Genomic DNA, 26,062 nt, shown 5'->3' with positions numbered 1-26,062 from the left:
GCTTTCCGCCCGGAACCGAAAACGCAGACGGCGGCGGTTCCACGATCTCCGCTTATTCCTGCTTGATCTGCACACGGCGGCGCGCCGCGCACCGTGTCATTGCTGCCCGGCCCATCCGGCAGGCAGCGAACTGAAACAGGAGGGATTTCTTTTGGCAAAAGAGAAAAAGAAGAAAAAGCTGAGCGCCAAGGTTTTCACAGCGATTGTTGCACCGCTGCTGGCCATCCTGCTGGCGTTCTCCATTGCGCTTGCGACGATCGCGCCCATGTCTTACGACCTGGTTCTCCGCGATATCTTCGGCGAGACCGAGTTCAACTTCGGCGACACCACCAACGGCGTGGATGCCGAATACTACACCCGTGACATCACCGATTCCGATGAACTGCAGGCTGCCGAGCAGGCCTACACCCGCAAGGCCGGCGCCGAGGGCTTTGTCCTGCTCTACAACAACACCGACGGCGGCAAGGGCCTGCCCGTGGCGGCCGGCTCCAAACTGAGCCTGTTCTCGGCATCTTCCATCAACCTGCTGGCCGGCGGCACCGGTTCCGGCATCAGCACCATCTCCAGCGACATGCGCACCGCGCTGCAGGAGCAGGGCTTCTCCATCAATGAGTCCCTGTGGAACTTCTACACCGAAAACAAGGACACCTACACCCGCGGCGGCGGCGCCATCATGTACGGCGGCGCCGAGGACTGGTCCATCAACGAGGCACCCATCGATGCCATCCCCGATGAGGCCAAGACCGAAGCCCAGGGCACCACTCCTGTCTTCTTCATCTCCCGTACCGGCGGCGAGGGCCGTGACCTGGGCCGCTACATGGGCGACTGGACCGACATCGAGGAAGATAAGGACAAGCACTACCTGGAGCCCGACTCGGTCGAGCTGGGCGTTATCGGTTACCTGAACGACAATTTTGACAACGTCATCATCGTCGTCAACACCAACAACGCTTTTGAGCTGGGCTGGGTCAAGGATTATCCCAACATTTCCGCCGTCCTGTGGGCGCCCGGCGCCGGCGGCGACACCTGCCGTTCCATCGCGGACGTGCTCAGCGGCAACATCAACCCCTCCGGCCATCTGGTCGACACCTTCGCCTACGACGCGCTGTCCTCTCCCGCCATGCAGAACATGGGCGACATGATGCTGGTTAACAACGGCGAGGACGTGGAGGCCGGTGTCTTCTACGACGAGGGCATTTACGTTGGCTACAAGTATTACGAGACCCGCTATTTCGACAAGACTCTGGATCAGGGCAACGCCGGCGACTATGACTATGCCACCACGGTACAGTATCCCTTCGGCTACGGCCTGTCCTATACCACCTTCAGCTGGTCCGATTTCCAGATGAGCAACATGGACGAAAACGGCGATATCCAGATCAGCGTCAAGGTCACCAACACCGGCTCTGTCACCGGCCGTGACGTTGTCCAGGTTTATCTGAATGCTCCCTATACCGACTACGACAAGGCCAACTATATTGAGAAGTCCTCTGTTTCCCTGGTCGGCTTTGAGAAGACCGGTGACCTGGAGCCCGGCGCTTCCGAGACGGTTACCGTTACCGTCAATCAGAAGGACTTCATCTCCTACGATGATGTCAATGCCAAGACCTACATTCTGGAGGCAGGCGACTACCTGCTGACCGCCGCCGAGAACGCCCACATGGCCAACAACAACTTCCTGGCCTACAACGGCGTTGAGAATGACGGCCTCTTCGGCACGCCCGATCCCACCATGGTGGGCAAGTGGACCTATACCTACGCCGGCAACAACGGTGTGGATAATGTTACCTTCTCCACCTCCGAGAACGGCACCGCCATCACCAATCAGTTCGATCACACCACCTACGATGAGATCACCCCCCGCGACAAGTACCTGACCCGTCAGGACTGGACCGGTACCTTCCCCAAGACCCACGGCAACCAGGACAGCCAGCGCAAGAGCGAATACAGCGAAAAGAACGGCTATACCTGGGAGGTTGAAGTCTCCGATACCATCAAGAACGCCATCCTGGCAAAGGGCGTGGGTGCTTCCCTGAACCCCATGACCGAGGAAGAGGCAGCTTCCATGGCCGGCGTCTATGGACAGGAAGGCGATCTGGAACTGATCGATTTCCGTGGCCGTGACTTCGACGAGGTCGAGGCCGAGGGCGGCTGGGATGCCCTGATCAACCAGATGGATGCCAGCGAGCTGGAGAACATCATCCGCAACGGCGGCTACCAGACTCTGGCCTCCACCGCCGCAGGCAAACCCCGTGCCATCGACTTTGACGGCCCCTCCGGCCTGAACGAGGGCGGCGTTACCCACGAACCCTACTCCATCACCTATCCCTGCGCCACCAACCTGGCTGCCAGCTGGGACCGTGAGAACTCCTACCTGCACGGCTACTACGTTGGCGAGGATGCGCTGGCTGCCGACGGCAACTGGGGCGACCATACCTACATCGGCATCATTTCCGGCTGGTATGCTCCGGCAATGAACATCCATCGCACTCCCTTTGCAGGCCGTAACTTCGAGTACTATTCCGAGGATGGCTTCATCTCCGGCGAGATGGCTCTGGAAGCTGTCAGCGCCTGTGCGGAAAAGGGCGTCTACGCTTACATCAAGCACTTTGCCCTCAACGATCAGGAAGATCACCGCAGCCACGTTGCCACCTTTGCCAACGAGCAGGCAATCCGTGAGATCTACCTCAAGCCCTTCCAGACCTGCATCGAAGAGCGTCCCACCACCACCATCAAGGTCCAGCAGTACGACGCCGAGACCGACAGTTACACCGAAACTACAGCCGATATCCCGGCAGTCATGGCGGTCATGACGGCATTCAACCGCGTGGGCTGCACCTGGGCAGGCGGCAACTACAACCTCATCACCAGCGTGCTGCGCAATGAATGGGGCTTTGACGGTACCGTCATTACCGACTACGACAACGGCGGCGTCATGGATACCGAACAGTGCATCCGCGCGGGCGGCGACCTCAAGCTGACCGGCTATGCGGTGGATGCCCCGCTGGATATCACCAACCCGGCGTCCCAGTACCATGCGCGCCAGGCCATCAAACACATCCTGTATACCACCGTCAACTCCAACGCCATGAATGGTGTCGTCCACGGCACCGTGGTGGGCGAACTGCCTTTCGCTAACTACTACTTCATCATCATCGGCGAGTGCATCGTCGCGGCTGTCCTGATCGTCTGGGGCGTCGTGGCCATCCGCCGCCGCTGGAAAGAAGAAAAGGCAGCAAAATGATTTCCTCCGCTAGAAACGTCGGTTTAATCTGACGGTTCCTCTTCTCCTTGTTGGCAAACCGGCCCGCGGCTGGACGAAAGTCCGCCCGGGTCGGTTTGTTTTTTGCCAAAGGCCGGGTTGACGTTCACCGGTCTTTGGGGGTATAGTGAAAAAAAGCGGCCCGATGCCGGAACCGCACAGAAGGGAAGGGCTATCCTTGCGCATCACTGTTTTGATCGAAAACACCGCCTCATCCTCCGCCCTGACGGCGGAGCACGGCCTGAGCCTGTACCTGGAATACAGCGGCATACCCATCCTTCTGGATGCAGGAACCAGCGGCGCGTTTGCGTCCAATGCCGACGCCCTGGGCGTGGACCTGGCCGGAGTAAAGACCTGCCTGCTCTCCCACGGCCACTACGACCACGCGGGAGGGCTGGCGGAATTTTTCCGCCGCAACCGGACCGCCCCGGTGTATGCCATGCGGGGGGCGGACCGGCCGTATTACTCCGGCGACGGAGAAAAACGGCATGAGATCGGCATTCCCGAGGAGGTGCTGGCGGCCTTGCCCGGGCGGTTTCGCCGGGTGGAGAACGTGACGGAACTCGTACCGGGCCTGTGGCTGGTACCTCACTCCACGCCGGGGCTGGAACGCATCGGTGCAGCCAAAAAGCTCTACCGGGGAACGGAAACCGGTGTGATCCCCGACGATTTCTCCCACGAGATGAGTGTTGTGCTGGAAACATCCCGGGGGCTGGTGATCTGCAACAGCTGCTGCCATGCAGGGCTGCAGGCGGTGCTGGGGGAAGTGGAGCGGCAATTCCCCGGCAGGCCCATTCAGGCCTTTGTGGGCGGGCTGCATATGCGGGGCCGCCGGCATGGCTGCGAGATCTGTACCTTTACCCCCGAAGAACTGCAGGCCGTGGCAGACTGTGCCGCAGCCCATGGCGTGGAGGCGGTGTATACCGGCCATTGTACGGGGACCGTGGCCTTTGACCTGCTGCGCCCCCTCATGGGGGACCGTCTGCATCCGCTGACCACCGGGCAGGTCATCGAACTGCCCGACTGACCCCAATTCCAAAGGAGGCAGCCGTCCATGTGCGGACGATATCAATTTTCCACGGCAGTCAATAGGGCGCTGGAGGCTCTGGCACGCCGCCTGGAGCGCAGCACCGGCACCCGGCCGCAGACCGGCGACGTGGCGCCCTCCTCTTCCGCCCTGATCGTGGTGCAGGGAGCGGCGGGCCCCAAGGTCTGCCTGCGGACCTGGGGGTGGACGGGACAGAATGGTCAGATCATCAACGCACGGGCGGAGACGGTGACCGAAAAGCCCCTTTTCCGGGACAACTTTGCCCGGCACCGCTGCGTCATCCCGGCAAGCTCCTTTTACGAGTGGGATGGGGCGCGCCATCCCTACCGGTTTGCTCTGGCGGGGGAGCCCCTCTACCTGGCAGGCATCTGCAACGCCGAGGGCCGCTTTGTCATCCTGACCACGGCGCCCAACGGCTGTATGCGGCCCATTCATGACCGCATGCCCCTGATCCTCCGCCCGGAGGAGGTCCGCCCCTGGCTGGGGGACACCGGCGCAGCCCTGGCCCTGCTGGGGAAGATCCCCCCGGAACTTAGCCGGGAAAGCCTGGACGGTCAGCTCCGATTGGATGAATTGGCCTGAACGCCTGACAATGCTATAAATGCAAGGGGCCCGCTTCCGCATAAAACGGAAACGGGCCTTTTGATATATCGATAAAATGGGGAAAGCAGCCTTATGCCGCGGGATAGATCATGTCGATGCCGGTCTGGAGCGTCTCGCTGTCCAGGGCGCTGAAGGCGTAGGCGACCAGATAGCCCTCGGCGTCGATGAAGTAGGTGGTAGGCAGGGCGGTCACGCCGTAGGTGATGGAGGCGTCGTATTCGGTGTCGTAGTAGACGGGGAGGGAATAGCCCTGCTCTGCGAGGAAGGCGGAGGCGGTATCCACCGTCTCCCGGGAGCCGTCGGTGGCGTTGACCATGACGAAATGGATGTCCTCCCCGTATTTGGCGTAGAACTGGTCAAAGTCGGGCATCTCGCTCTTGCAGGGGCCGCACCAGCTGGCCCAGAAGTTGAGCACCACCGGCTTGCCGATGAAATCGGAGAGGTGTACCTCGTTGCCGTCCAGATCGGTGACGGTAAAGTCGGGGGCGGCGGTGCGCTGGGGTTCGCTGTCGGAAGTATCCTCGCCGGAGGGTTCTTCGTCGGAGGAATCTTCGAGGGTGGCTGTCTCGCCGGACGGCTCCGATGTGCTGGAAGAAGCGGAGGAATCGGAAGAAACGCCGGGCTCGGCGGCCAGGGTCTGGGGGGAAAACTGGGCGCCCAGACGGCTGTACAGCAGATAGGCGCCGCCCAGCACCAGCACAAAGACGAGAACCAAAACAATCAGGGGGAGATTCTTTTTCATGAGGGACACACTCCTTTCGGTCAGCTCAGAACGGCCAGCAGGCGGCCCAGCAGGCCGGTCATCATCAGCACGCCGATGAGGATGAGCAGTCCGCCGCTGACGGTATTGATGATGCTGTAGTGGCGTTTGACCCAGTCAAAGGCGGACTTCAGCCGGTCAATGAGGACGGCGCTGAAGAGGAAGGGCACCCCCAGCCCCAGAGAGTAGGCCAGCAGCATGAGCATGCCTTCCACCACATGGCCCTGCTGGGAGGCCAGCAGCAGTGCCGAGCCCAGAAAAGCGCCCACGCAGGGAGTCCACCCGATGGAAAAGACAACGCCGAACAGGGCGGAGGAGAAAAATCCCAGGTTGGAGGTATCCACCGACCGCCGTCCGCCCCCAAAGAGATTGAGGCGCAGCACGCCCAGATAGTTGAGGCCGAAGACGATGACGATGAGGCCGGACAGGATGTTGACGGCGGTCTGGTAGCGGGTCAGCAGGCCGCCCAGGGTGCCGGCCAGGGCACCCATGAGCACAAAGACAAGGGTGAACCCCAGCACAAAGCCCAGGGCGCAGGTCAGCGTCCGGCGGGTGCTGCGCTGGCCGCCTCCCGCAAAGTAGGAGACATAGATGGGCAGCATGGGCAGCAGGCAGGGGGAGACAAAGGTGATGATTCCTTCCAGAAAGAGGATGAAATACTGCATGAGGCAGGCTCCTTTCCAATACAGGGCAAGCGGGCCCGTAGTTTGCCCCGGCAACATCCGCCGGGCAAAAATTCAGTATATCATATATATCAGATTTGTCATAGAGTTTCTGTGACCATGTCACCCGGAGTCCGCGGTTTGACATCAGGGCAAAAGCGTTTTATACTCACCATAGAAAATTCTTTCCGGGACGGAGGTCGAACCATGTCGTTTGCAGAATATTTTCCTGTGTGGGACAAGCTGGACAAGGCACAGCAGCAGATGCTTCTGGATTCAGTCACCGAGCGCAGCGCCCCCGCGGGAACCATCCTGTACAGCGGCGGTTCCGACTGCCTGGGTCTGGTGGTGGTCAAGTCGGGCCGGCTGCGGGCCTACAGCATTTCGGGGGAGGGACGGGAGATCACACTCTACCGCCTGTTTGAGCGGGACATCTGCCTGATGACCTCCTCCTGCATGATGCACAATCTGCAGTTCGACGTGAACATTGAGGTGGAAAAGGACGCCGAGTTCTGGGTGATTCCCCCCGCCGTCTACCGGGACCTGACCGAGCAGTCCTTGGCGGCGGCAAAGTATACCAACGATCTGCTGGCCACCCGTCTGTCCGACGTTATGTGGCTGATGGAGCAGATCATGTGGCAGAGCTTTGACAAGCGCCTGGCCGAATTCCTGCTGGAGGAAAGCGATATGGAGGGAACAAAGGTCCTGTCTCTCACCCATGAGAAGATCGCCAACCATCTGGGCACCGCCCGGGAGGTGGTGACCCGAATGCTGCGCTACTTCCAGGGGGAGGAAATGGTCCGGCTGGCCCGGGGTACGGTGGAGCTCACCAACACCGAAGCCCTATCCCGGCTGACCGGCCGCTGATCCCGCCCCGCAGAAAATAACAAATGCCCGCTGCGGCCTGAGCCTTTTCTGGGAAAAGGCAGGCCGCGGCGGGCATTTTTGACAGGGGACGGAACTTCCGGTCCCTCTTTATTTCTCTTCTTCCTGCGGTTCGGGGGTGACAATGACCTGGATCTTTTCCACCCGCTTGCCGTCCATGGCCAGGACCCGGACGCTGACGTTCTCGTACTGGAAGGTGTCGCCCACCTCGGGAATGCGGGCCAGCTCATCCATGACCCAGCCGCTCACCGTCACCACGTCCAGCTCCTTGTCGATGTCCAGCATCTCAAAGAGCTTCTGCACGTTGGTATTGCCCAGAACCTCGTATTCCTGTTCGCCGGTCTGTTTGATCTCCTCCACCACCTCGTCGTGTTCGTCCCAGATCTCGCCCACCAGCTCTTCCAGAATGTCCTCCATGGTCACAATGCCCACCGTGCCGCCGAACTCATCCATGACCACGGCCAGATGGGATTTGTTCTTCTGCAGGTCCTGCAACAGCTCACCGATGAGCTTGTTCTCGGTCACATAGATGGCCGGGCGAATGATGGAGGCAATGTCCCTGTCGGTATGATAGACGTAGTTGTGGAAATCCTTCTGGTACAGAATGCCGATGATGTGGTCGATGCTGTCCCGGTAGACCGGAATGCGGGAGTAGCCGGTCTCGGCAAAGACGGCGGCGATGTCCTCCTTGGAGTCATCCACCGACACGGCGGTCAGGTCGATGCGGGGAGTCAGCACGTCGATGGCCTGGGTCTCGGTAAACTCAATGGCGTTGCGGATCAGCGAGCCCTCCTGGGTGTCGATGCCGCCCTCCTGTTCCGCCTCGTCCACGATGGTCAGCAGTTCCTCCTCGGTGACGGCCTGACTGTCGGAGGAGTGGAAGATGAGGGACAACAGCTTTTTCCACAGCCGGAACAGAAAGTTGAAGGGGGTCAGCACCACCATCAGCACGCGGAGCAGCGGCGCCGAGAACTTGGCAAAGCTTTCGGGGGACTCCTTGGCGATGCTCTTGGGGGAGACCTCGCCGAAGATCAGCACCACAATGGTGGTGACCGCGGTGGAAACGCTGGGGCCTGCGTCGCTGCCCAGCCAGTCCACGAACAGCAGGGTGGCCAGGGAGGCACAGGCAATATTGACGATGTTGTTGCCGATGAGGATGGTGGACAGCAGACTGTCGTAGTTTTCCGACATGCGCAGCACCAGCTGAGCGCGCTTGTCACCCTTCTCGGCCATATTCTTGATGCGGATGCGGTTGATGGAGGAGAACGCGGTCTCTGTGGCTGAGAAATAGGCCGACATAACCACGCACGCCACGATGATCAGTATTGAGACGGTATCGTCATTCATGAATGCATTCCTTCCTTGAAATCCCCACGGCAAACAAACTCTTACCCGGCTGCGGACAGAGGCGGGTTCGCCTCCGGACAGTACCGCAGCTTCCGGCGGGGGAGCCTGCGCCGGAAAAAGACAACAAAAAGGCACAGCCCCTGCGCCTGGCCGGACGCCCGGAACAGCCTGCCGCCCAAAGGCGAAGGGTTATTCCGGCACGTCCCGCTCCGGCGGGAGCCATGCCTTTTGCTATATGCAACAGTATGGGTTGGCATCAGCGTCGATGTCGGCCACTGTCAATTCCTCCGGTTCTGTAAGATGTTACTACATCATACCGCAATTTTTCACAATTCGCAATGGGGTATCCTGAAATATCCCCGTAAATCATGAAAAAACAGGCCGGAGTGCCCGCAAAACGGGCAAAATGCGCAGATTTGCCAGGAAAATTCGCTGCGGCGGACGGCCTCAGGCCTGGGGCTGAGCGGCTTTCTCCGCGTCGGCGGCCAGCTGCTTGCGGAAGAGGGTGCGGAAGATCAGACGGGTCAGAGGGCCGCAGTAGAGCAGCTGCCACAACAGGGCCATGGGCAGGTTCATGCCGAAGGTCTGCACCCAGGTGCCGAAACTGGGCTCCTTGAACAGCAGGGTGGCGATCAGGCTCATGACGGGGCACATGATGCAGACGATCATGAGAGAGGTGGCATAGGTGATGAACTGGGGACGGTCGGTGGGACGCATGAAGGTGAAGGCCAGGCGCACGGCCAGCTTTTCCACCACAAAGAACTCCAGAATGAAGGCGATGGGAGCCATGATGGGCAGCTCATGCAGCGCCAGCAGGAAGGTGATGTTCTCGACGCCGCCGCGGGCCAGTGCCACGTTGTAGCAGATCATTCCATAGACCATGAGCAGGGCCATGATGATGGTAAAGACGATGTTTTGAAATAAGGTTTTCGGCATGATTCTTCTCCTTTGTTTTGGGTAAAGTGATTGCGGCAAAGGGGCAAAAAAAAAGAAAGCAGCAAAACTATCGTTCGCTGCTTTCTCTTCCGCGACCTACCATTTGTAAAGGAGTATAGCACGCCAAAAACCGGCTTCGTAAGCGTTTTTTCACTTTTGTTGGACTGGCCAGAATCCTTGCCCTGATAGTGAGCAGATTTTGTAAAAAGATGGGAAATCTGCTCTTCGTCCGGACGGACGCTGTGCCCGCTGCGGAAAATGCCTGTGTCGTCCCTTTTGCAGGACCTCCCCGGCAGGTGTGATGGTTACTTTGCCTTCTGCAGCAGTTCGGCGGCCTCCGCAGTGGTGAGCACCCGTCCGGCGCTGACCACTTTGCCGTCGATGGCCAGGGCAGGGGTGCTCATGACCCCGTAGGCGGCGATTTGGGCAAAGTCGGTCACGTGACCCACCTGTGCCTCCATGCCCAGCTGGGCCAGGGTGGCGCGGGTGTTGGCCTCCAGCTGGTTGCACTTGGCACAGCCGGAACCCAGGATCTCCACTTTGACGCTGCCGGACGGAGCAGTCCCGGAGACAGGAGCGGCCTGTGCGGCCGGAGAAGCAGAACAGCAGCAGGGTGCGGATTCTTTCTTTTTACCAAACAGACCCATGATAAAAAATCTCCTAGATAAACAAAAATGCAAACAGATTGAAGAGATACCCCACCAGGATGATGCCGGCAGTGCAGATGGCGATGAAGATGCCCAGCAGTTTGGGGCGCACCGCCTTGCGCAGCATGACGAGGGAGGGCAGGGACAGGGTGGTGACAGCCATCATGAAGCTGAGCACGGTGCCCAGCTGGGCGCCTTTGGCCAGCAGAGCCTCAGCAACGGGGATGGTGCCGAAGATGTCGGCGTACATGGGCACGCCCACCGCCACGGCCAGAACCACGCCCAGAGGATTGCGGCTGCCCAGAATAGTGGTGATCCAGCTTTCGGGAATCCAGTTGTGGATGACCGCCCCGATGCCCACGCCCACCAGAATGTAGGGAAACACCTTGCGGAAGGTGGAGACCATCTGTTCCCGGGCGTAGGTCAGGCGCTGAGGCTGGGTGAGGGTGGGGGCGTCCAGGTCGGCGGCGCGCGCGGCACGGATGAAGGGTTCCACCTGGTCTTCCAGGTGCAGGGCTTCGATCAGACGGCCGCCTGCCACCGCTACAGCCAGCCCCACCACGGTATAGGCGGCGGCGATCTGCCAGCCGAAAATACCAGTGAGCAGCAGCAGACTGCCCAGATCCACCATGGGGGAGGAGATCAGAAAGGAAAAGGTCACGCCCAGGGGCAGACCGGCGCTGGTAAAGCCGATGAACAGCGGGATGGAGGAGCAGGAGCAAAAGGGCGTCACAGTGCCCAGCAGGGCGGCAAACAGGTTGGCTCCAAGCCCGTGGAAGCGTCCCAGCAGCCGCTTGCTGCGCTCGGGCGGGAAGTAACTCTGGATATAGCTGATGAGAAAGATCAGTACGCACAAGAGAATGGTGATCTTGATGACATCATACAGAAAAAACTGAATGCTTCCTCCCAGACGGGTGGCGGTATCGATGGACAGGGCAGTCAGCAGGCGCCCGATGAGGGCGTTGAGCCATTTCATGCCCAGCAGTTGATCCTGCACAAAAGACCAGATCATTGACATTGACAGCATTCCTCCTTTTCACAGCCGGAGAAGCCGTTGAGAAAAGTGCGGAAGGCTTCCAGCGTTTCCCCGCAGAGAGAGTAGTGGGTCCATTTGCCTTCCCGGCGGGCGCAGACAAGGCCGCAGTCGCACAGGATCTTCATATGATGGGACAGGGTGGGCTGGGAGATGTCGAAGGCTTCCAGCAGCTTGCAGGCGCATTTTTCCCCGCCCGAAAGCAGGCGCAGGATCTTGAGACGGTTGGCATCGCCCAGGGCCTTGCAGATCAGTGCAGCATCCATATCAGACATTGGCATTCACCTCACATTGATAAGCGTCTATGTGATAGTATACTCACAGATAGATAAATGTCAATATGTAAATGCAAAAAACAAGGGCGGACCATCCGGCAGCAGTATGCCGCGGAAGGTCCGCCCTTGCATCGGGAAGAAAACGAGATGACTTTAGATAAAATGAGATGTGCCGGCGGAAAAAACGTCTGCCCTATGGGCGGGAAAAGGAAAGTTACTCCTCCTCCGACGGCGTGGAGGCAGTGGCGGCGCTCTCCGGGGCGTCGTCCGGCTCACCTTGCGGTTGAGATTGAGCGGCAGCCCGGCGGCGGCGCCGGCGGTGGCCGCGGAGAACAAATGCCAACAGCAGCAGAGTAGCAACCGCGCCGCCAATCAGCAGGGGCAAGGGCAGAGTCCTGTGGGAAACAGCGGCGAGAGTGTCGTCGCCGTCGCGGATGGAAAAGACCAGATAGCTGCCGTCCTGTGTAACGTCCGCTTTGCGCCAGCTTCCGTCGGCACCGCGCAGATAAAGGTCGGTTTGGGAGGCCTGCGGCAGGTAATGGAGGCGGATCTCCCCGGAGCTGCTCTCAGGCAGAGTAAACTGCCAGCTTTCTACGGGGGAGAGCGCGGCGGGCCCGTCACTGCTGGGGGTCAGGGTCAGTGCACCCTCACCGAAGGCACCCTCCGCCAGAAGAATGGCTTTGCCGTCCCGTTGATCGGCGCTCTCAATGACCGAGACAAAGGGCGTATAGACAGCGTGGATGGTCTGGTCAAAGACGATTTCGGTGTTGTCAAAGTCTTCCCAGGCGGCAGTGCTGCCCTCCCGGGCAGGAAGCTCGGGAAGGTTTGCCAGGTCGAAGGTACAGTCGTAATCCACCGGGATGGACGCCACCACGGTGTCGTCTGCCACAAAGGTCAGCGTTACGGTGGAAAAGGCCTGAGGCAGGCTTTCCTGCACGGCCAAACCGGCAAAGGCGTCGAAAGTCACGGGCTCGGCCTGCTCGGCGTAGCTGACGCCGTCAATGCCGCCCAGGGTCTCGCTGACAAAGCAGTTGCCGGACAGCTCACTCTCGCTGTTCTGCAGAAGTCCGGACAGGGAATCGCCGCTTTCCAGCCCGCCGGCCACGGCGCCCACCCATTCTTCCCCGTCGGCCAGCACCATGCTGCGGCAGTCGGTGAGGGTGTAGCCGCTGCCTGCGATGCCGCCCACATAACGGCGGCCTTCCAGACGGCATTTGGCACTGCTTTGTCGGATGGCCGATTTGCTTTGCCCTGCGATGCCGCCCACATAATCGGCGTCGCTCTCGGTGAGGTCGGCAAGGTTGGTGCACTGCAGCACCGACCCCATGTCCATGCTGCCCACAATGCCGCCTGCGCACTGCTTCTTGACCTCCACCGTGCCGGTGTTGGTGCAGCTGCGCAGAACAATGCGGGTCTTATAGGTGGCGTTGAGGGAGCTGCTGCCCGAAATCTTGGTGTCATCCTCCGGGTCCAGATCGTTTTCCCGGGCCATGGCACCGGCAATGCCGCCGGCATTGATGTCGGCACTGACAGAGCCGGAGTTGGAGCAGTTGAATACCTTGCCCTCGGTATCGCCGTCGGTGTCGCTGTCCGACACGTCCTCAAAGAGGGGTTCGCTGCCGGAGTCCTCGGCCGCGCCCAGGAGTGTGTTGCCGATTTTGTTGATCTGGTCGGTGATGGCCTGGATGTCCTGAATCAGAGCCTGGGTGTGGTTGCCGGTATTGGTGTTCAGAGAACCCACGCCGTCTACAATGGAGGACAGGCTTCCATTCAGGCTGTTGCGGGCCGCAGTGATGGCGTCCCGGTTGTTGAGTTCCACGCTGGGAACGGTCAGCGTCAGGTCGCCGTCGATGGTCACGGTGCCGTCATGGCTGACACTGCCGCCCACGCCGACTCCGGCAGCAGCGTCCGCACTCTGGTCGATCTCCACATCTGGAGATGGGGCATTGCGGCGGGGACGGCCATGAGGGAGGAAAGCATCTTCCGTCTCCCCATCGCCGGGAACCTCCTCGGCGGAGGGCGTCTCCGGCTGCGGCGGGGATTCGGGCAGCGGTGTGGCTTCCGGTGTGGGGGATTCCTCTGGTGCGGCACTCGCTTCCGGTGCAGGCGTTGCCTCCGGTGTCGGAGTGGCTTCGGGGGCTGCGGTAGCCTCCGGGCCGGGGGTGGGATCGGGGTCTTCAGCGGTGGAATCGCCGCCTCCGACGATGCCGCCCACGCCGCCGGTGGTGGTGCTGCTGCCGGTCAGCTGGGTCAGATCGGTAAGGGTGATGTTCTGGGTACCAATGTCAATGCCGTCGGCCACCTGCTCCAGCAGGGCATCCACCGCGCTGCGGGCGGTGGATACCCGGTTCTGCAAATCGGTGAGCTGACTGGTCAGCTCGCTGGAGGAGGCAGAGGCATCCGACGTGGCCTTGTTCATCAGACTTTGCAGGGTATTGAGCTCGCCGCGCAGCTGCTGCAGGGTGTCCTGATTGTACTGAAGAATGCTGGAGGGCTCCATCTGGCCCACGATGCCGCCGCCCTCCTTGCGGGCGTGGATCTCGCCGTAGTTGATGCAGCCCTCAATGTAGCCGGTCTGGCTGCCCGCGATACCGCCTACATTGTAGCCAATGTGCTGATAACCCACCGTGCCGCGGTTGATGCAGGCCCGAATCACACCGGCGGAGCTGCCCGCAAGGCCGCCGATGTCAGTGATGTCTGCGGCGCGCTCCGTCCTGAGCAGATCCTCCATGGTCAGGTCCGACAGGCTGACTTCATTCTGGCTGACGGTAGTGTTGATGCCCGCGTCGTTGGTGCAGGAGGAGAGGACGCCGTCGTTTTGTCCCACAGCGCCGCCGATGAAGTGGTTGCCGTAGACGCTCCCGCTGATAGAACAGCCGGTGATGACGCCGGTCACGGTGTTGATGCCCGCAATGCCGCCGATCTGGGTGGTGCCGGTCACGGTGCCGTCAAAGGAGCAGTTCTCGATGGTGCCGGCATTCTGCCCGGCAATGCCGCCCACGGTGGCCCGGGTGCCGGCGGGGCTGACAGTGCCGCTGACGTGCAGCTGCCGTACAACGGCACCCTGCTGGATGTAGCGGAAAAGTCCCTGTACACTGCCGCTGCCCGTGATGGACAGACCGGAAATGGTGTGGTTCTGCCCCTCCAGCGTGCCGCCGAAGGTGGGAATGCCCGAAAACTCCACGCCGGTCAGGTCGATGTCGGCATCCAGCACCACGACGCGGTTCTGGCTCCAGCTGTCCAGACGGCAGGCATCAGCCAGCTGCAGCAGGTCGTCGGCGGTGGAAATGTGGAAAGTTTCCCGGGCTGCTGACCCGGCAGTATCTTGTGCGGTGTCTGCCGGGTCCTCTGCCAGGGCAGGGAGCGGCAGAAGGCTCATCGCCAGGCAGAGGCAGAGAGCGCCCGCAACAATTCGTTTTGCAAGTGGTTTCATTACAGTTCCTCCCCCTCGGTATAGCTCTGGGCCCACTCTGCCCGGGCCTGGTCGTTGGCAGGCAGGTAGTAATTGGGAGCGGCGGGCTCGATGGTGGTGCCGGATGTCACGGCAGCATTCAGCGTGCCGTTGAGGGTGCCCTTGATCTCGGCGTCAATGACGCCGTTGACATAGCCGCGCACCCGGCCGCTGACCCGCATGTTGCCGCTGGCAGTCCGGTTGATGCGTGCCAGATCGATGGGAGCCTTCATGGCAAAGCTGGTGCGCTCGACGATGGAATCCCCCACCAGAAGAATCTGAGGCAGAACGGCCAGAACCAGCACGATGGAGATGACGGTGCCGCGGCCCAGGCAGCTGCCGATGGCGGCAATGACCGGGTTGGTGGTCATGACGCCGATGAGGGCACCGGCCACGGCCAGAATGGTGCCGGAGGTAAAGATGGTGGGAAACGCCTCGTTGAGGGCGGCGATCATGGCCTGCTGAATGGGCATCTGCCGCTTGCGGTCGGAGTAGTGGCTGGAGATGACGATGGCGTAGTCGATGTTGGCACCCATCTGGATGGCATTGACGATGAGGTAGCCCAGGAAGTAGAGGGGCTCCTGCTGCAAAGTGGGCACCGAGAAGTTAATCCAGATGCTGCCCTGAATGACCACGATGAGCAGGATGGGCAGGCCCACCGATTTGAAGGTGAACAGCAAAATCAGCACCACAAAGAGGGCCGACAGCACGCTGATGAGAACGTTGTCCTGAACGAAGGAGCTGGACAGGTCCTTGACGTTGGTGGAGTTGCCCACCACATAGGTATCACCGGAATAGTACTTGCCGATGATGGAATGGATGGTGTCCAGGAACGCCATGGTCTCGTCGCTTTCCTCCGGCAGATTGAGGTAGACCACCATTCGGCTGTAGCGGTCGCTCAGCAGCTGGACCTGCGCCCAGTTGAGCTGGTCGAAGAGGTCGTCCAGCGTTTTCTGGATGTCGCCCTCCAGTGTGATGTTGCCGTTTTTCATCTCCCGCTGCAGGAACATGAACATGTCGTACAGGGGGACCTTGTAATCGCCGATGCCGCTCAGCACACTGCCGTACTGGTCCTGGTCCACCGCATAGGCCACATAGAGGCCCTCAGCGACCTCGTAGTCGATGCCGGCCAGTTCGGAAAGCTGGCGGGGCGTGACGGCGTCGGCCAGCTTGTAGCCGTCCATGGCATCCACGTTGGCAAGGCCCTGGGTGGACTTGACCTCGGGACACTGGTCCAGCTCGTCCAGAATGGCCCGTTCGGCATCATAGTTGCCCTTGGGAACAATGATGGCGACCATGTTCTCGTTGCCGAACTCTGCCTTGATTTTCTGATGGGCAATCTGGCTCTCGCTCTGCTTGGGGGTGACCAGATCGGTAAAGCTGTAGCAGTAGGGGCAGTTGTTGGCCACAACAGCAGCGGCAATGACGACGACTACAAAAATAGGCGGGATCACAAAGCGGGTCATCACATCAAAACGGCCCAGCAGGGTGATGCGGGGGATGAGATTGCGATGGCGGGTGGCGTCGATTTTTTTGCTGAAGACCATGAGCAGGCCGGGCATGAGGGTAAACACCGACAGCAGGCTGAAAAGGATGGCCTTGATAAGCACCGTTGCCATATCGCGGCCGATGCCGAAATGCATGAACGCCAGCGCTCCCAGACCGGAGATGGTGGTCAGGGAGGAGGAGCTGATCTCGGGGATCGCCTTGGACAGGGCGGCGATGCAGGCTTCCCGGGTGTCTTTGGTCTCGTGCTCGTCGGAAAAGCGATGACAGAGGATGATGGCGTAGTCGATGGCCAGGGCCAGCTGCAGGATCACCGTCACCGAGTTGGAGATGAAGGAGATGGTGCCGCACAGAAAGTTGGTGCCCATGTTGAGCAGGGCGGCTGCGCCGAAGGTGAGGATCAGCACGGGGACCTCGGCGTAGGACCGGGAGGTCAGCGTCAGCACCAGAACAATGATGACTGCGGCAATGACCAGAATGATGCCCATCTCGTCGGCCAGATCGGCAGAGAGGTCCTGTCCCACCTCGGTATCGATATAGGTGTCGTAGCCGGACAGAGCATCTCGTATGCCGTCCAGTGCGTCCAGACTGACCTGGTCGGTAGAGGTGCCGTCAAAGGTGACGGAGTAGAGTGCCGAGGCGTCCTTATAATGGTCGGTGCTGTCGTCAAACTCCACGCTGTAGACGCCGTTGACGGCAGCAATGCGGTCTTTCAGCTGCCCGGCGGTGTCGTAGGAAATATTCGACACCATGACCCGCGCGGTACCGAAGGTGGTGAAGTTGTCGTTCATCACGGTCAGGCCCTGGCGGGTCTCGGTATCGGCGGGCAGATAGGTGGTGATGTCGTTTTCCACCTTGACCCATCCGGATGCCACTACGCTGAAAATCAACGCCAGTGCATACAGCAGGAAAAACAGATTGCGCTTGTCTACAATAAAAGTTGCAATCTTTTCCATACCGTTTGTTTTGGGCTTCTTTTCCTTCATATCCCGGTCCTCCTGTGTTTGGGGTAACGGAAAAATCCGTATATTTTCCAGTGTCATCCCAACATCTTAGTACACGGTGAGCCAAAATTATATGGACAAAATTGAACATCTGTCAAATAAATGAACACGTTTGAAAAAATTGTACAAAGCTGTAGGGGAGCGGAAAGGGGAAAATCCTGTGAAACGGCAAAACAAAACCGCCGGACCTGTGCGCTGCAAAAGTCTTGAACCTTTGCGAACGACACAGGCCCGGCGGCCTGATAAAACTTGAAACGGGTGGAAGGGGATTATTCCTCGATGTAAGCGTGGATGACATAGCGGTCCTTGCCGCTGGTGTAGCTGGACTCACAGGTGGACAGGGTCAGGACCTTACTGTTTTCGGGAACCTGGACACCGGTCACGTAGTCGGAGGCATCGTACAGCTGCTGGATAAAGGCGTTGTAGTCGTCGCCTTCAGTGCGGCTGGTGTTGTAGAGGTCATCCCCGTCGGTCACGCTGTGGCAGGAGAAGATGTGGCAGGTCTTGTCTCCCTCCGGCGTGCAGAGGGTAAAGTTGGGATTTTCCCGGTAGAAGTATTCATCGGTGTAGCTGAGCAGCCCCGCAAACATCTCCCCGGTATGCATATTGTGTCCGTAGATCACGCGGTACAGATCGTTGCCGCCGTAGGAGGCTGCGGAGAAGAAAAGGCAGCCATAGGGGGAGGCACTGCCGTCAAAGCTGTGATGCAGATAGGTGTCATTGTCCTGGGCCTGCACCACCGGCAGGGAGATGGACAGTGCAGGCATTTCCAGCCAGGCGGCAATGTCGGGATTGACCGCTTCCAGCGAGGCAAAATCCACCTGACTTCTGGCCTGCTCACCGGTGCTTTGCAGGGAAGTCTGGGAAAGCTCGGTATAATAGCGGCTGCTTTTGACGTAGCCGTATTGCGCATAGGCAAAGGCGCCCAGAAAGCCGACGCCTGCGATCAGCAGAACGATGCAGAGGACCAGCCACCAGGGCGAGGGCGGCTGAAGCAGGCGTTTTTCTCCTTGAAAACTTTTCATTCGTCACGCATCCCCAATCGCCAGTACACCGGTATGCAGGACCGGCGGTAGTAGTAAAGACCCGTGACGCCCGCAGCGCACAGACAGACGATGCCAAGCACCAGCCACACCCACATCAGCGGACTGTCGCCGGTCTGAACGGTTTCCGGCGGAGTGCCCGGCGGGGTGGTACCCGGAGTGGTGGGCGGGGTGGGGGTCGGTGTCGGGGAAGGGCTGGGCGTGGGCGTGGCGGTGGGCTGGTCCTGCATGGTCACGGTGTAGTAGCCGTGGCCCGGAATGGTGCCGTCGCCGTTGAAGACAAACTCGATGTCGGCCGCCAGCTGATAGCCGTTGGGAGCGCTCTCCTCGTGCAGGACGTAGGTGTGCCCGGCAATCAGCTTTTTGCCGCTCTCGGTCTGGTAGGTGATGACGTGGGGCTCGCTGGTGGTGGTCCAGCGGTCCACCTGCTCTCCGGCGGTCTTGTCGGTCAGGGTGAGAACCGCCCCGGCTAGGGGATTGCCCGCCGCATCCACCTTGGCAAACTTGACGGTCAGCGGCTTGTCGGTGATGATGACGGTATCGCCGTCCAGACTGCCGGTGTTTCCGTCCAGCTTGATGCTGAGGTCGGAGCTGACAGTGAAGGGAATATCCAGGCTCATGGCGTAGCCGGAAGGAGCAATGGTCTCCCGCAGCAGGAAGCGCCCGGGATACAGACGAACCGAATGCGGCTCCGAGCCGGACGTCCACTGGTCGATGAGGGTCTCGCTGCCGTCGCTGGAGAGACAGTACAGCTTCATGGAGGCGCCGGGCAGTTCATCGGTGCCGGTGGCGCTGCGCTTGCTGAAGAAGAACTCCTTGCTGCTGTAGTTGGTAAAGGTGTAGGTCTTGCCGTCGTTGCTGACATCCAGGGTGTTGGTGTAGCCGTCCAGACCGGACATGTCCTCTTCCAGCCAGCAGTCGGTCATGCCGCTGCGAATGGTGAACGTGGCCGTGGCATCATCGCCGGACAACGTCCGTTTGCTGGTCTTTTGGGAACCGTTCTCAGTGTAATGCAGAATGATGGTGGCATCGGGATGACTCTGCCCGCCGGTTTCCCAGTGTTTGCGTACGGTAATATCGCCGTAGGTTGTAATGGCACCCGACATGTTGGTCAGGGCACTGGTCACAGAAACCCGGAAAGTCCAGCCGCCGGTGCCGGGAACATAGTAACCGTCAGTGCCGGGAATATAAATGTAGTCCACCGTTTTGCCCAGCGTAACGCCGATGGAAAAATAACCGGGATCAGCATAGGTGTCGTTGCCGATGCCGTTTGGAAAATAGACATACAGATAGTTATCCCGTCGGTCGAAGGAAACGGTACCATCGGTATATTCGATGTTGAGATCGGAGGAATTGGGACAGAGGTCCAGCAGCCAGCCGATATCAAGCCGGAGATAGGAACTGTCGGCGCTGCGATTCTCCACCATCAAAGACGAGTCGTCCAGAATGCCCGAGGAACCCGGAGCAACAGAACTGCCGTTGAGATAGGTGGTACCGTTGACATAGGTTACATGTGTGGAATTGGCCTCATCCAGCTGGGTGGGATCGTCTGCATTATAAGCACGGCCACACAGGGAAAAACGGAAATTGAAGGATGCGGTATCGCCAACATTCAAGGTCAGGGGAGTGCCGGCATCACTGAGATTTTGCAAGTCTTCCTGGGTGTACTCCTGCCCGTTGACCGTCACAGTGATTTTTTTCATGTACCGCATCAGGTCGATGTATCCGTTGGCAGACGCATCATAGTTCGGATAAGAATAATAATTCTGCGCTCCGTCTGCATGGACCGGCATGGCCGGCAGCAGCATTATCAGGCACCACAGGCCGAGCAGCAGAAACAGCAGTCTGCCCAGCCGAGGTAAAAAACTCTCTCTGACCTTCATAACTGATCCCTCTTGTTTTGACTTCCTGTTTTGATGATTCCGATAACTGGATGCAGAAATCGCACGGGAATATGCCGCACCGTGCGTGACCGGGCGCCCCAAAAAACTGTCTGTACTAAAGCAAGCACTGATTTCGTCCGCAGAAAAATCAGTGCTTGTCCTACTCTTGTTACAAAGCCGGAATATGCCAGCGGGTCGGACATGCCGGCGAAGGCTGCTGTACAGGTTGGGGCTTTTCATCCATATGTCAGAAGTGAAAAAATGCAATACATAAAAGCTGACCATAATATTCTAACATTATAATGTATAATTTTCAAGGTATTTTCGGCTGAGCGGACAGGGATGAAACAATCCTTCAGGCAAACAGGATACCGGATGGATAAAAAGTGCATGCACGAACGCCGCACGGAAAAGGACGGAAAAAGCGAAACCTCAGATGCAGTGACCGGGCAGACAGGTTGAGAAAAACAGAAAAATCCAGTGCATGAAAACGCACCTGGAAGAAAGGAAAAAGAAGAAGGATTCTTTTATAAATCCAGTAAAGAAACTACCGGATCGGTCAAGTGCAAAGGTGCCTGCTTGACAAACTACCATAATTGAAAAATTATGTTTTATAAATACTCGGAAGAACCACTTCTGTTGGAAAGACCCTGTGTATAAGATGTCGGCAATACACAGGAAAAGATTGCCTGGAATTTGTTGAATGTGACCGGCTCGTTGAAACAATAAATAAATATAATATATCTTTCGTTGATTTGGAGAGCATGGCTCCCTGAAAAGGCTGCTTCCTGTCTGAGAAAGAGAAAATACAGTCGGATGGGAAAAGAAAACTGCAAAAGAAAAATCGGCAAATAAAGTTGGTGTGAAAACCTTTGAAATCTGCTGTGCAGTAAACGCAAGGGGGGAATGCGTGCCGAAGAAAAATTGCCGGACCATGCGGCAAACAAAATGTATAAGTTGCCGGAATTGCACGAATAATACAAAAATTGGAAGAAAATCGGCCGCGATAAAAAGATAAAAAAATACATATGTATACATCGCATAAAAACTGAAACACGGCATATCTCTGCCGCAAATCAGCCGGGACGAAGAATTTTTGCCCGCGGGGAGGGTAAAAATTTTGAATCCGTTCACACATAAAGTCAATTTTGTGCTAATATTAAACCAAATATGACCTTTCGTTTCCCAAAGGAAACGGATAGGATAGAAAAGTAGGATCACAGAAAAAACGAGGGGCGGTTGGTTTCCCCGGAAAGAGGTAAATTTTGAAAAAGGCACTGATCACCGGCGTGACCGGTCAGGACGGTTCCTATCTGTCCGAGTTTTTGCTGGAAAAGGGATATGACGTGCACGGCATCATCCGCCGTTCGTCGGTGGATTACCGTGAGCGGATCGCCCATCTGGAGGGCAATCCTCATTTCCACCTGCACTTTGGCGACCTGGGGGATTCCATGAGCCTGGTGTCGGTCATTGGCAGCGTGCGCCCGGATGAGATCTACAATCTGGCGGCCCAGAGCCATGTGCAGGTCAGCTTCGACGTGCCCGAATATACCGCCGACGTGGTGGCTACCGGCGTACTGCGCATTCTGGAAGCGGTACGTCTGTGCGGTCTGGCGCAGACCTGCCGGGTGTACCAGGCGTCCACCTCTGAGCTCTTCGGCAAGGTGGAAGAGGTCCCCCAGAATGAGAACACCCCTTTCCATCCCTACAGCCCCTATGCGGTGGCCAAGCAGTACGGTTTCTGGATCACCCGGGAGTACCGTGAGGCTTACAATATGTTCTGCTGCTCCGGCATCCTGTTCAACCACGAATCCGAGCGCCGGGGCGAAACCTTCGTCACCCGCAAGATCACCCTGGCGGCGGCCCGCATCAAGCAGGGCAAGCAGGACAAGCTCTATCTGGGCAATCTCAGCTCCATGCGGGACTGGGGCTATGCCAAGGATTACGTGGAGTGCATGTGGCTGATCCTGCAGCACGACAAGCCGGAGGACTTTGTCATCGCCACCGGCGAACAGCATTCGGTGCGGGAGTTCTGCCAGCTGGCCTTCCACTATGCCGGCATCGAGCTGGAGTTCACCGGCGAGGGCATGGAGGAAAAAGGCATCGACAAGGCCACCGGCAAGGTGCTGGTGGAGGTCAGCCCCGATTTCTACCGTCCCACCGATGTGGTCAACCTGTGGGGCGATCCCTCCAAGGCCAAGCGTGAGCTGGGCTGGAACCCCACCAAGACCAGCTTTGAGGAGCTGGTCCGCCTGATGGTGGAACACGACATGGCCAAGGTGGCGGTGGAGCGCGCCGAGGAGCACATCCGCTGCAATCTGGAGGAATATCTGGAAAAGGGCGTTGTGAAATAATCGGCACCTGTACAGGATACAAACAGAAGATTCATGAGGAGAGCGAAACTGTCATGATGGAAAAGAATGCAAAAATTTATGTTGCGGGACATCGCGGAATGGTGGGCTCGGCCATTGTCCGGGAGCTGCAGCGTCAGGGATACACCAACATCATCACCCGCACCCACAAGGAGCTGGACCTCTGCCGTCAGGATGCAGTGGAAGAGTTCTTTGCCAAGGAGAAGCCGGAGTATGTTTTCCTGGCGGCGGCCAAGGTGGGCGGCATTGTTGCCAACGCCGAGGCCCTGGCGGATTTCATGTACGACAACATGGTGCTGGAGATGAACGTCATCCACTCCGCCTGGCAGAACGGCTGCAAAAAGCTGGAATTCCTGGGCAGCTCCTGCATTTATCCCCGCATGGCGCCTCAGCCCATGCCGGAAAGCTGCCTGCTCACCTCCTCGCTGGAAAAGACCAACGAGGCCTATGCTCTTGCCAAGATCTCCGGCCTGAAATACTGTGAGTTCCTCAACCGTCAGTACGGTACCGACTATATCAGCGTCATGCCCACCAATCTGTACGGCCCCAACGACAACTACCATCCCACCCACAGCCATGTGGTGCCCGCGCTGATCCGCCGCTTCCACGAGGCAAAGGTTCAGAACCTGCCTTACGTTACCTGCTGGGGAGACGGCAGCCCGCTGCGTGAGTTTTTGTATGTGGACGACCTGGCAAATCTCTGCGTCTTCCTGATGAACAACTACAGCGGCAACGAAACCGTCAACGCAGGCACCGGAAAGGAACTGACCATCAAGGAGCTGACCGAACTGGTGGCCAGGGTCGTGGGCTATACCGGTGAGATCCGCTGGGATACTTCCAAGCCCAACGGCACCCCCCGCAAGCTGCTGGATGTGAGCAAGGCAACCAAATTGGGCTGGACCTACAAGACCGAGCTGGAGGACGGCCTGCGGCTGTCCTATGAGGATTTCCTGAACAATCCCATGCGTGCCGAGCGGTGAGACTGCCGGCATCCTGTGCGGGAGCGCTCCCCACAATAAGGAGGCAAACCTATATGAATATTGTGCTGCTTTCGGGCGGGTCCGGCAAACGGCTGTGGCCCCTGTCCAACGACATCCGCTCCAAACAGTTCATCAAGATCTTCAAGACCGCCGACGGCGGCTATGAATCCATGGTGCAGCGGGTCTACCGTCAGATCAAAACGGTGGATGCCGATGCCACTGTCACCATCGCCACCAGCAAGACGCAGGTGTCGGCCATTCACAATCAGCTGGGGGAGAAGGTGGGCATCTCGGTGGAGCCCTGCCGCCGGGATACCTTCCCGGCCATCGCCCTGGCCACGGCGTACCTGACCGATGTGCAGGGCGTTTCGCCGGAGGAGACGGTGGTGGTCTGCCCGGTGGACCCTTATGTGGAGGACGACTACTTCCGCGCCCTGAAAGCTCTGGGCGAGCAGGCTGCCAAGGGGGAGGCAAATCTTGTCCTGATGGGCATTGAGCCTACCTATCCCAGCGAAAAATACGGCTACATCATCCCGGCGGATGCCGGTGCGGTGAGCATGGTCTCCACCTTCAAGGAAAAGCCGGATGCCTCCACCGCAAAGAGATATATCGAACAGGGCGCCCTGTGGAACGGCGGCGTCTTTGCCTACAAGCTGAAATATGTGCTTGGCAAGGCCCATGAGCTCATCGACTTCACCGACTATCAGGATCTCTTTGAAAAGTACGATACCCTGACCAAAATCAGCTTTGACTATGCAGTGGTGGAGAAGGAACCGGCCATTCAGGTCATGCGGTTTGCGGGAGAGTGGAAGGACCTGGGCACCTGGAACACCCTGACTGAGGCTATGGGCGAACACATTGTGGGCGACGGCATCATGAACGACAATTGCTCCAATGTACACATTGTCAACGAGCTGGATGTGCCCGTGCTGGCCATGGGCCTCAGAGATGTGGTCATTTCCGCCAGCCCGGAAGGAATTCTGGTCTCAGACAAGGAGCAGTCCAGCTATATCAAGCCCTTTGTGGACAAGATCAATCAGCAGATCATGTTTGCGGAAAAGTCCTGGGGCAGCTTCCGGGTCCTTGATGTGGAGGAGGAAAGCCTGACCATCAAGGTTACCCTCAACCCGGGACACAGCATGAACTATCACAGCCACAAAAACCGCAACGAGGTTTGGGTCGTGATTTCCGGCACGGGCCGTACCATTGTGGACGGCATGGAGCAGAAGGTGCACGCGGGCGATGTCATCACCATGCAGGCCGGATGCCGCCATACCGTCTTTGCCGACGACGAGCTGCAGCTGATCGAGGTGCAGCTTGGCAGGGAGATCAGTGTCCATGACAAACAGAAATATCCTCTCGAGACCTGAGCGTCCGGCACCGCTGTTTCTGAAGCCTGCCGGTAAGGATTACCTCTGGGGCGGCAACCGCCTCAACGACGATTTCGCCAAAGGGATCGAACTGTCCCCCCTGGCGGAGACCTGGGAATGCTCGACCCATCCCGACGGCCCCAGCACGGTGGCGGGCGGCCCCTTGGACGGCCGGACGCTGGCGGAAGTGCTGAAAGACCATCCCGAATACCTGGGCACCCATCCCGCCATCCGGGACGGATTGCCCATTCTGGTCAAATTGATCGATGCCAAGCAGGATCTTTCGGTCCAGGTGCACCCCGATGACGACTATGCCCGGGAGCACGAGAACGGGCAGCTGGGCAAGACCGAAATGTGGTATGTGCTGGATGCGGCCAGGGATGCCTATCTGGTGTTCGGGCTCAACCGGGACATGACGGCGGAGGAACTGCGCAGCCGCATTGCCTCCGGCACGCTGGAAGGCTGCCTGCAGAAAGTGCCGATCCATAAAAACGACGTTTTTTATGTCAAGGCGGGGACCATCCATGCCATTGGCGCCGGAGCGCTGATTGCCGAGATCCAGGAAAGTTCCAATCTGACCTACCGTATGTACGATTACGACAGGGTGGGCAAGGATGGGAAAAAACGTTCCCTTCATGTGGAAAAAGCCCTTGCCGTGGCCGATCGCAAAGCGCACGGCATACCGGCGCAGCCCATCCGTGTGCTGAATTACAGCCGGGGCTGTGCCCGGGAACTGCTGGGCCGCTGCAAATATTTTGAGGTCAGCCGGATGCTGCTGAATACCGAGCGCTGCCGTGAGATGGTGGCCTATCGTGCGGGGGAAGAAAGTTTCCGGGTTTTGCTGTGTGTGGACGGCTGCGGCTCCCTGCAGGAGGAGAACGGTACCATCCGAAACTTTTTCAAGGGCGACTGCATCTTCTTCCCGGCAGACAGCGGGATGGTTCACCTGCATGGGCAGGCGCAGCTTTTGGATATTCGCGGGTAACACGTCAGAA

At 58.8% G+C, this 26,062-nt stretch carries 19 protein-coding genes; 8 read left to right on the top strand and 11 right to left on the bottom strand.

Features of this window, described 5'->3' with window-relative positions:
• Nucleotides 1–151 precede the first annotated feature (151 nt).
• From INF35_RS04850 to INF35_RS04840, 3 genes are all read left to right on the top strand, one after another.
• On the top strand, nt 152–3,244 hold the full coding sequence (locus tag INF35_RS04850; RefSeq protein ID WP_193500372.1) for a beta-glucosidase: 3,093 nt from the start codon (nt 152–154) through the stop codon (nt 3,242–3,244).
• A gap of 196 nt (nt 3,245–3,440) precedes the next feature.
• Nucleotides 3,441–4,289 carry an MBL fold metallo-hydrolase gene (locus INF35_RS04845; protein ID WP_193500371.1) on the top strand — a complete coding sequence of 283 codons (849 nt, stop codon included), beginning with the start codon at nt 3,441–3,443 and terminating at the stop codon, nt 4,287–4,289.
• A 27-nt stretch (nt 4,290–4,316) separates the two neighbouring features.
• Entirely contained in the window at nt 4,317–4,892 is a 576-nt protein-coding gene (locus INF35_RS04840) for an SOS response-associated peptidase (RefSeq protein ID WP_193500370.1), read from the top strand.
• A gap of 91 nt (nt 4,893–4,983) precedes the next feature.
• On the opposite strand, the gene INF35_RS04835 is transcribed toward INF35_RS04840, so the two are convergent.
• Nucleotides 4,984–5,655, bottom strand: coding sequence for a TlpA family protein disulfide reductase (locus INF35_RS04835; protein ID WP_193500369.1), 672 nt, complete (start codon nt 5,653–5,655; stop codon nt 4,984–4,986).
• A 20-nt stretch (nt 5,656–5,675) separates the two neighbouring features.
• Nucleotides 5,676–6,338 carry a cytochrome c biogenesis CcdA family protein gene (locus tag INF35_RS04830; protein ID WP_193500368.1) on the bottom strand — a complete coding sequence of 221 codons (663 nt, stop codon included), beginning with the start codon at nt 6,336–6,338 and terminating at the stop codon, nt 5,676–5,678.
• A 204-nt stretch (nt 6,339–6,542) separates the two neighbouring features.
• On the opposite strand from INF35_RS04830, the gene INF35_RS04825 reads away from it, so the two are divergent.
• On the top strand, nt 6,543–7,202 hold the full coding sequence (locus INF35_RS04825; protein ID WP_193500367.1) for a Crp/Fnr family transcriptional regulator: 660 nt from the start codon (nt 6,543–6,545) through the stop codon (nt 7,200–7,202).
• 108 nt (nt 7,203–7,310) lie between these two features.
• Here the strand turns inward: INF35_RS04825 and INF35_RS04820 are convergent, their stop codons facing one another.
• The 9 genes from INF35_RS04820 to INF35_RS04780 form a co-directional block, all read right to left on the bottom strand.
• Nucleotides 7,311–8,567, bottom strand: coding sequence for an HlyC/CorC family transporter (locus INF35_RS04820; protein WP_193500366.1), 1,257 nt, complete (start codon nt 8,565–8,567; stop codon nt 7,311–7,313).
• A 447-nt stretch (nt 8,568–9,014) separates the two neighbouring features.
• A complete protein-coding gene (locus INF35_RS04815) occupies nt 9,015–9,503 on the bottom strand; it encodes a DUF2798 domain-containing protein (RefSeq protein WP_193500365.1) in 489 nt (162 codons plus the stop codon).
• Between the two features lie 305 nt (nt 9,504–9,808).
• Entirely contained in the window at nt 9,809–10,150 is a 342-nt protein-coding gene (locus tag INF35_RS04810) for a thioredoxin family protein (RefSeq protein ID WP_193500364.1), read from the bottom strand.
• Nucleotides 10,151–10,163: 13 nt separating this feature from the next.
• A complete protein-coding gene (locus INF35_RS04805) occupies nt 10,164–11,168 on the bottom strand; it encodes a permease (RefSeq protein WP_407925630.1) in 1,005 nt (334 codons plus the stop codon).
• The gene (locus INF35_RS04800) at nt 11,159–11,458 is read right to left on the bottom strand and encodes an ArsR/SmtB family transcription factor (RefSeq protein ID WP_193500362.1); all 300 of its coding nucleotides are present in this window, start codon (nt 11,456–11,458) and stop codon (nt 11,159–11,161) included. Before INF35_RS04800 ends, INF35_RS04805 begins: the two co-directional genes overlap by 10 nt.
• A gap of 214 nt (nt 11,459–11,672) precedes the next feature.
• The gene (locus INF35_RS04795; RefSeq protein WP_193500361.1) at nt 11,673–14,891 is read right to left on the bottom strand and encodes a GLUG motif-containing protein; all 3,219 of its coding nucleotides are present in this window, start codon (nt 14,889–14,891) and stop codon (nt 11,673–11,675) included.
• Nucleotides 14,891–17,401 carry an MMPL family transporter gene (locus INF35_RS04790; RefSeq protein WP_193500360.1) on the bottom strand — a complete coding sequence of 837 codons (2,511 nt, stop codon included), beginning with the start codon at nt 17,399–17,401 and terminating at the stop codon, nt 14,891–14,893. The genes INF35_RS04795 and INF35_RS04790 overlap by 1 nt, the downstream gene beginning before the upstream one ends.
• A 287-nt stretch (nt 17,402–17,688) precedes the next feature.
• A complete protein-coding gene (srtB, locus tag INF35_RS04785) occupies nt 17,689–18,444 on the bottom strand; it encodes a class B sortase (RefSeq protein WP_193500359.1) in 756 nt (251 codons plus the stop codon).
• The gene (locus INF35_RS04780) at nt 18,441–20,345 is read right to left on the bottom strand and encodes an MSCRAMM family protein (RefSeq protein WP_193500358.1); all 1,905 of its coding nucleotides are present in this window, start codon (nt 20,343–20,345) and stop codon (nt 18,441–18,443) included. Before INF35_RS04780 ends, srtB begins: the two co-directional genes overlap by 4 nt.
• Before the next feature lie 1,265 nt (nt 20,346–21,610).
• Between INF35_RS04780 and gmd the strand changes: the two genes are divergently transcribed.
• From gmd to INF35_RS04760, 4 genes are read left to right on the top strand one after another with little or no spacing between them, the layout of a single operon-like run.
• Nucleotides 21,611–22,699 carry a GDP-mannose 4,6-dehydratase gene (gene gmd, locus INF35_RS04775; RefSeq protein ID WP_193500357.1) on the top strand — a complete coding sequence of 363 codons (1,089 nt, stop codon included), beginning with the start codon at nt 21,611–21,613 and terminating at the stop codon, nt 22,697–22,699.
• Between the two features lie 53 nt (nt 22,700–22,752).
• Entirely contained in the window at nt 22,753–23,697 is a 945-nt protein-coding gene (locus tag INF35_RS04770; RefSeq protein ID WP_193500356.1) for a GDP-L-fucose synthase family protein, read from the top strand.
• 53 nt (nt 23,698–23,750) lie between these two features.
• Nucleotides 23,751–25,067, top strand: a complete 1,317-nt coding sequence (locus INF35_RS04765; protein WP_193500355.1) for a sugar phosphate nucleotidyltransferase — start codon at nt 23,751–23,753, stop codon at nt 25,065–25,067.
• A complete protein-coding gene (locus tag INF35_RS04760; protein WP_193500354.1) occupies nt 25,036–26,052 on the top strand; it encodes a type I phosphomannose isomerase catalytic subunit in 1,017 nt (338 codons plus the stop codon). The genes INF35_RS04765 and INF35_RS04760 overlap by 32 nt, the downstream gene beginning before the upstream one ends.
• The last annotated feature ends 10 nt before the right edge of the window (nt 26,053–26,062 follow it).

The sequence above is a fragment of the Gemmiger gallinarum genome (assembly GCF_014982805.1).
In the GTDB taxonomy this organism is placed as follows: domain Bacteria; phylum Bacillota; class Clostridia; order Oscillospirales; family Ruminococcaceae; genus Gemmiger; species Gemmiger gallinarum.
Note: the sequence above shows the minus strand (reverse complement) of the source record. Positions and strands in the feature narration are given on the sequence as shown.

Bases quoted from the DNA above. Each gene is read 5' to 3' on its own strand.
- INF35_RS04805 (WP_407925630.1), bottom strand. From the start codon at position 11,168: ATGTCAATGATCTGGTCTTTTGTGCAGGATCAACTGCTGGGCATGAAA.
- INF35_RS04780 (WP_193500358.1), bottom strand. From the start codon at position 20,345: ATGAAGGTCAGAGAGAGTTTTTTACCTCGGCTGGGCAGACTGCTGTTT.
- INF35_RS04800 (WP_193500362.1), bottom strand. From the start codon at position 11,458: ATGTCTGATATGGATGCTGCACTGATCTGCAAGGCCCTGGGCGATGCC.
- INF35_RS04810 (WP_193500364.1), bottom strand. From the start codon at position 10,150: ATGGGTCTGTTTGGTAAAAAGAAAGAATCCGCACCCTGCTGCTGTTCT.
- INF35_RS04790 (WP_193500360.1), bottom strand. From the start codon at position 17,401: ATGAAGGAAAAGAAGCCCAAAACAAACGGTATGGAAAAGATTGCAACT.
- INF35_RS04825 (WP_193500367.1), top strand. From the start codon at position 6,543: ATGTCGTTTGCAGAATATTTTCCTGTGTGGGACAAGCTGGACAAGGCA.
- INF35_RS04815 (WP_193500365.1), bottom strand. From the start codon at position 9,503: ATGCCGAAAACCTTATTTCAAAACATCGTCTTTACCATCATCATGGCC.
- srtB (WP_193500359.1), bottom strand. From the start codon at position 18,444: ATGAAAAGTTTTCAAGGAGAAAAACGCCTGCTTCAGCCGCCCTCGCCC.
- INF35_RS04760 (WP_193500354.1), top strand. From the start codon at position 25,036: ATGACAAACAGAAATATCCTCTCGAGACCTGAGCGTCCGGCACCGCTG.
- INF35_RS04840 (WP_193500370.1), top strand. From the start codon at position 4,317: ATGTGCGGACGATATCAATTTTCCACGGCAGTCAATAGGGCGCTGGAG.
- INF35_RS04765 (WP_193500355.1), top strand. From the start codon at position 23,751: ATGAATATTGTGCTGCTTTCGGGCGGGTCCGGCAAACGGCTGTGGCCC.
- INF35_RS04835 (WP_193500369.1), bottom strand. From the start codon at position 5,655: ATGAAAAAGAATCTCCCCCTGATTGTTTTGGTTCTCGTCTTTGTGCTG.
- INF35_RS04830 (WP_193500368.1), bottom strand. From the start codon at position 6,338: ATGCAGTATTTCATCCTCTTTCTGGAAGGAATCATCACCTTTGTCTCC.
- INF35_RS04770 (WP_193500356.1), top strand. From the start codon at position 22,753: ATGATGGAAAAGAATGCAAAAATTTATGTTGCGGGACATCGCGGAATG.
- INF35_RS04795 (WP_193500361.1), bottom strand. From the start codon at position 14,891: ATGAAACCACTTGCAAAACGAATTGTTGCGGGCGCTCTCTGCCTCTGC.
- INF35_RS04820 (WP_193500366.1), bottom strand. From the start codon at position 8,567: ATGAATGACGATACCGTCTCAATACTGATCATCGTGGCGTGCGTGGTT.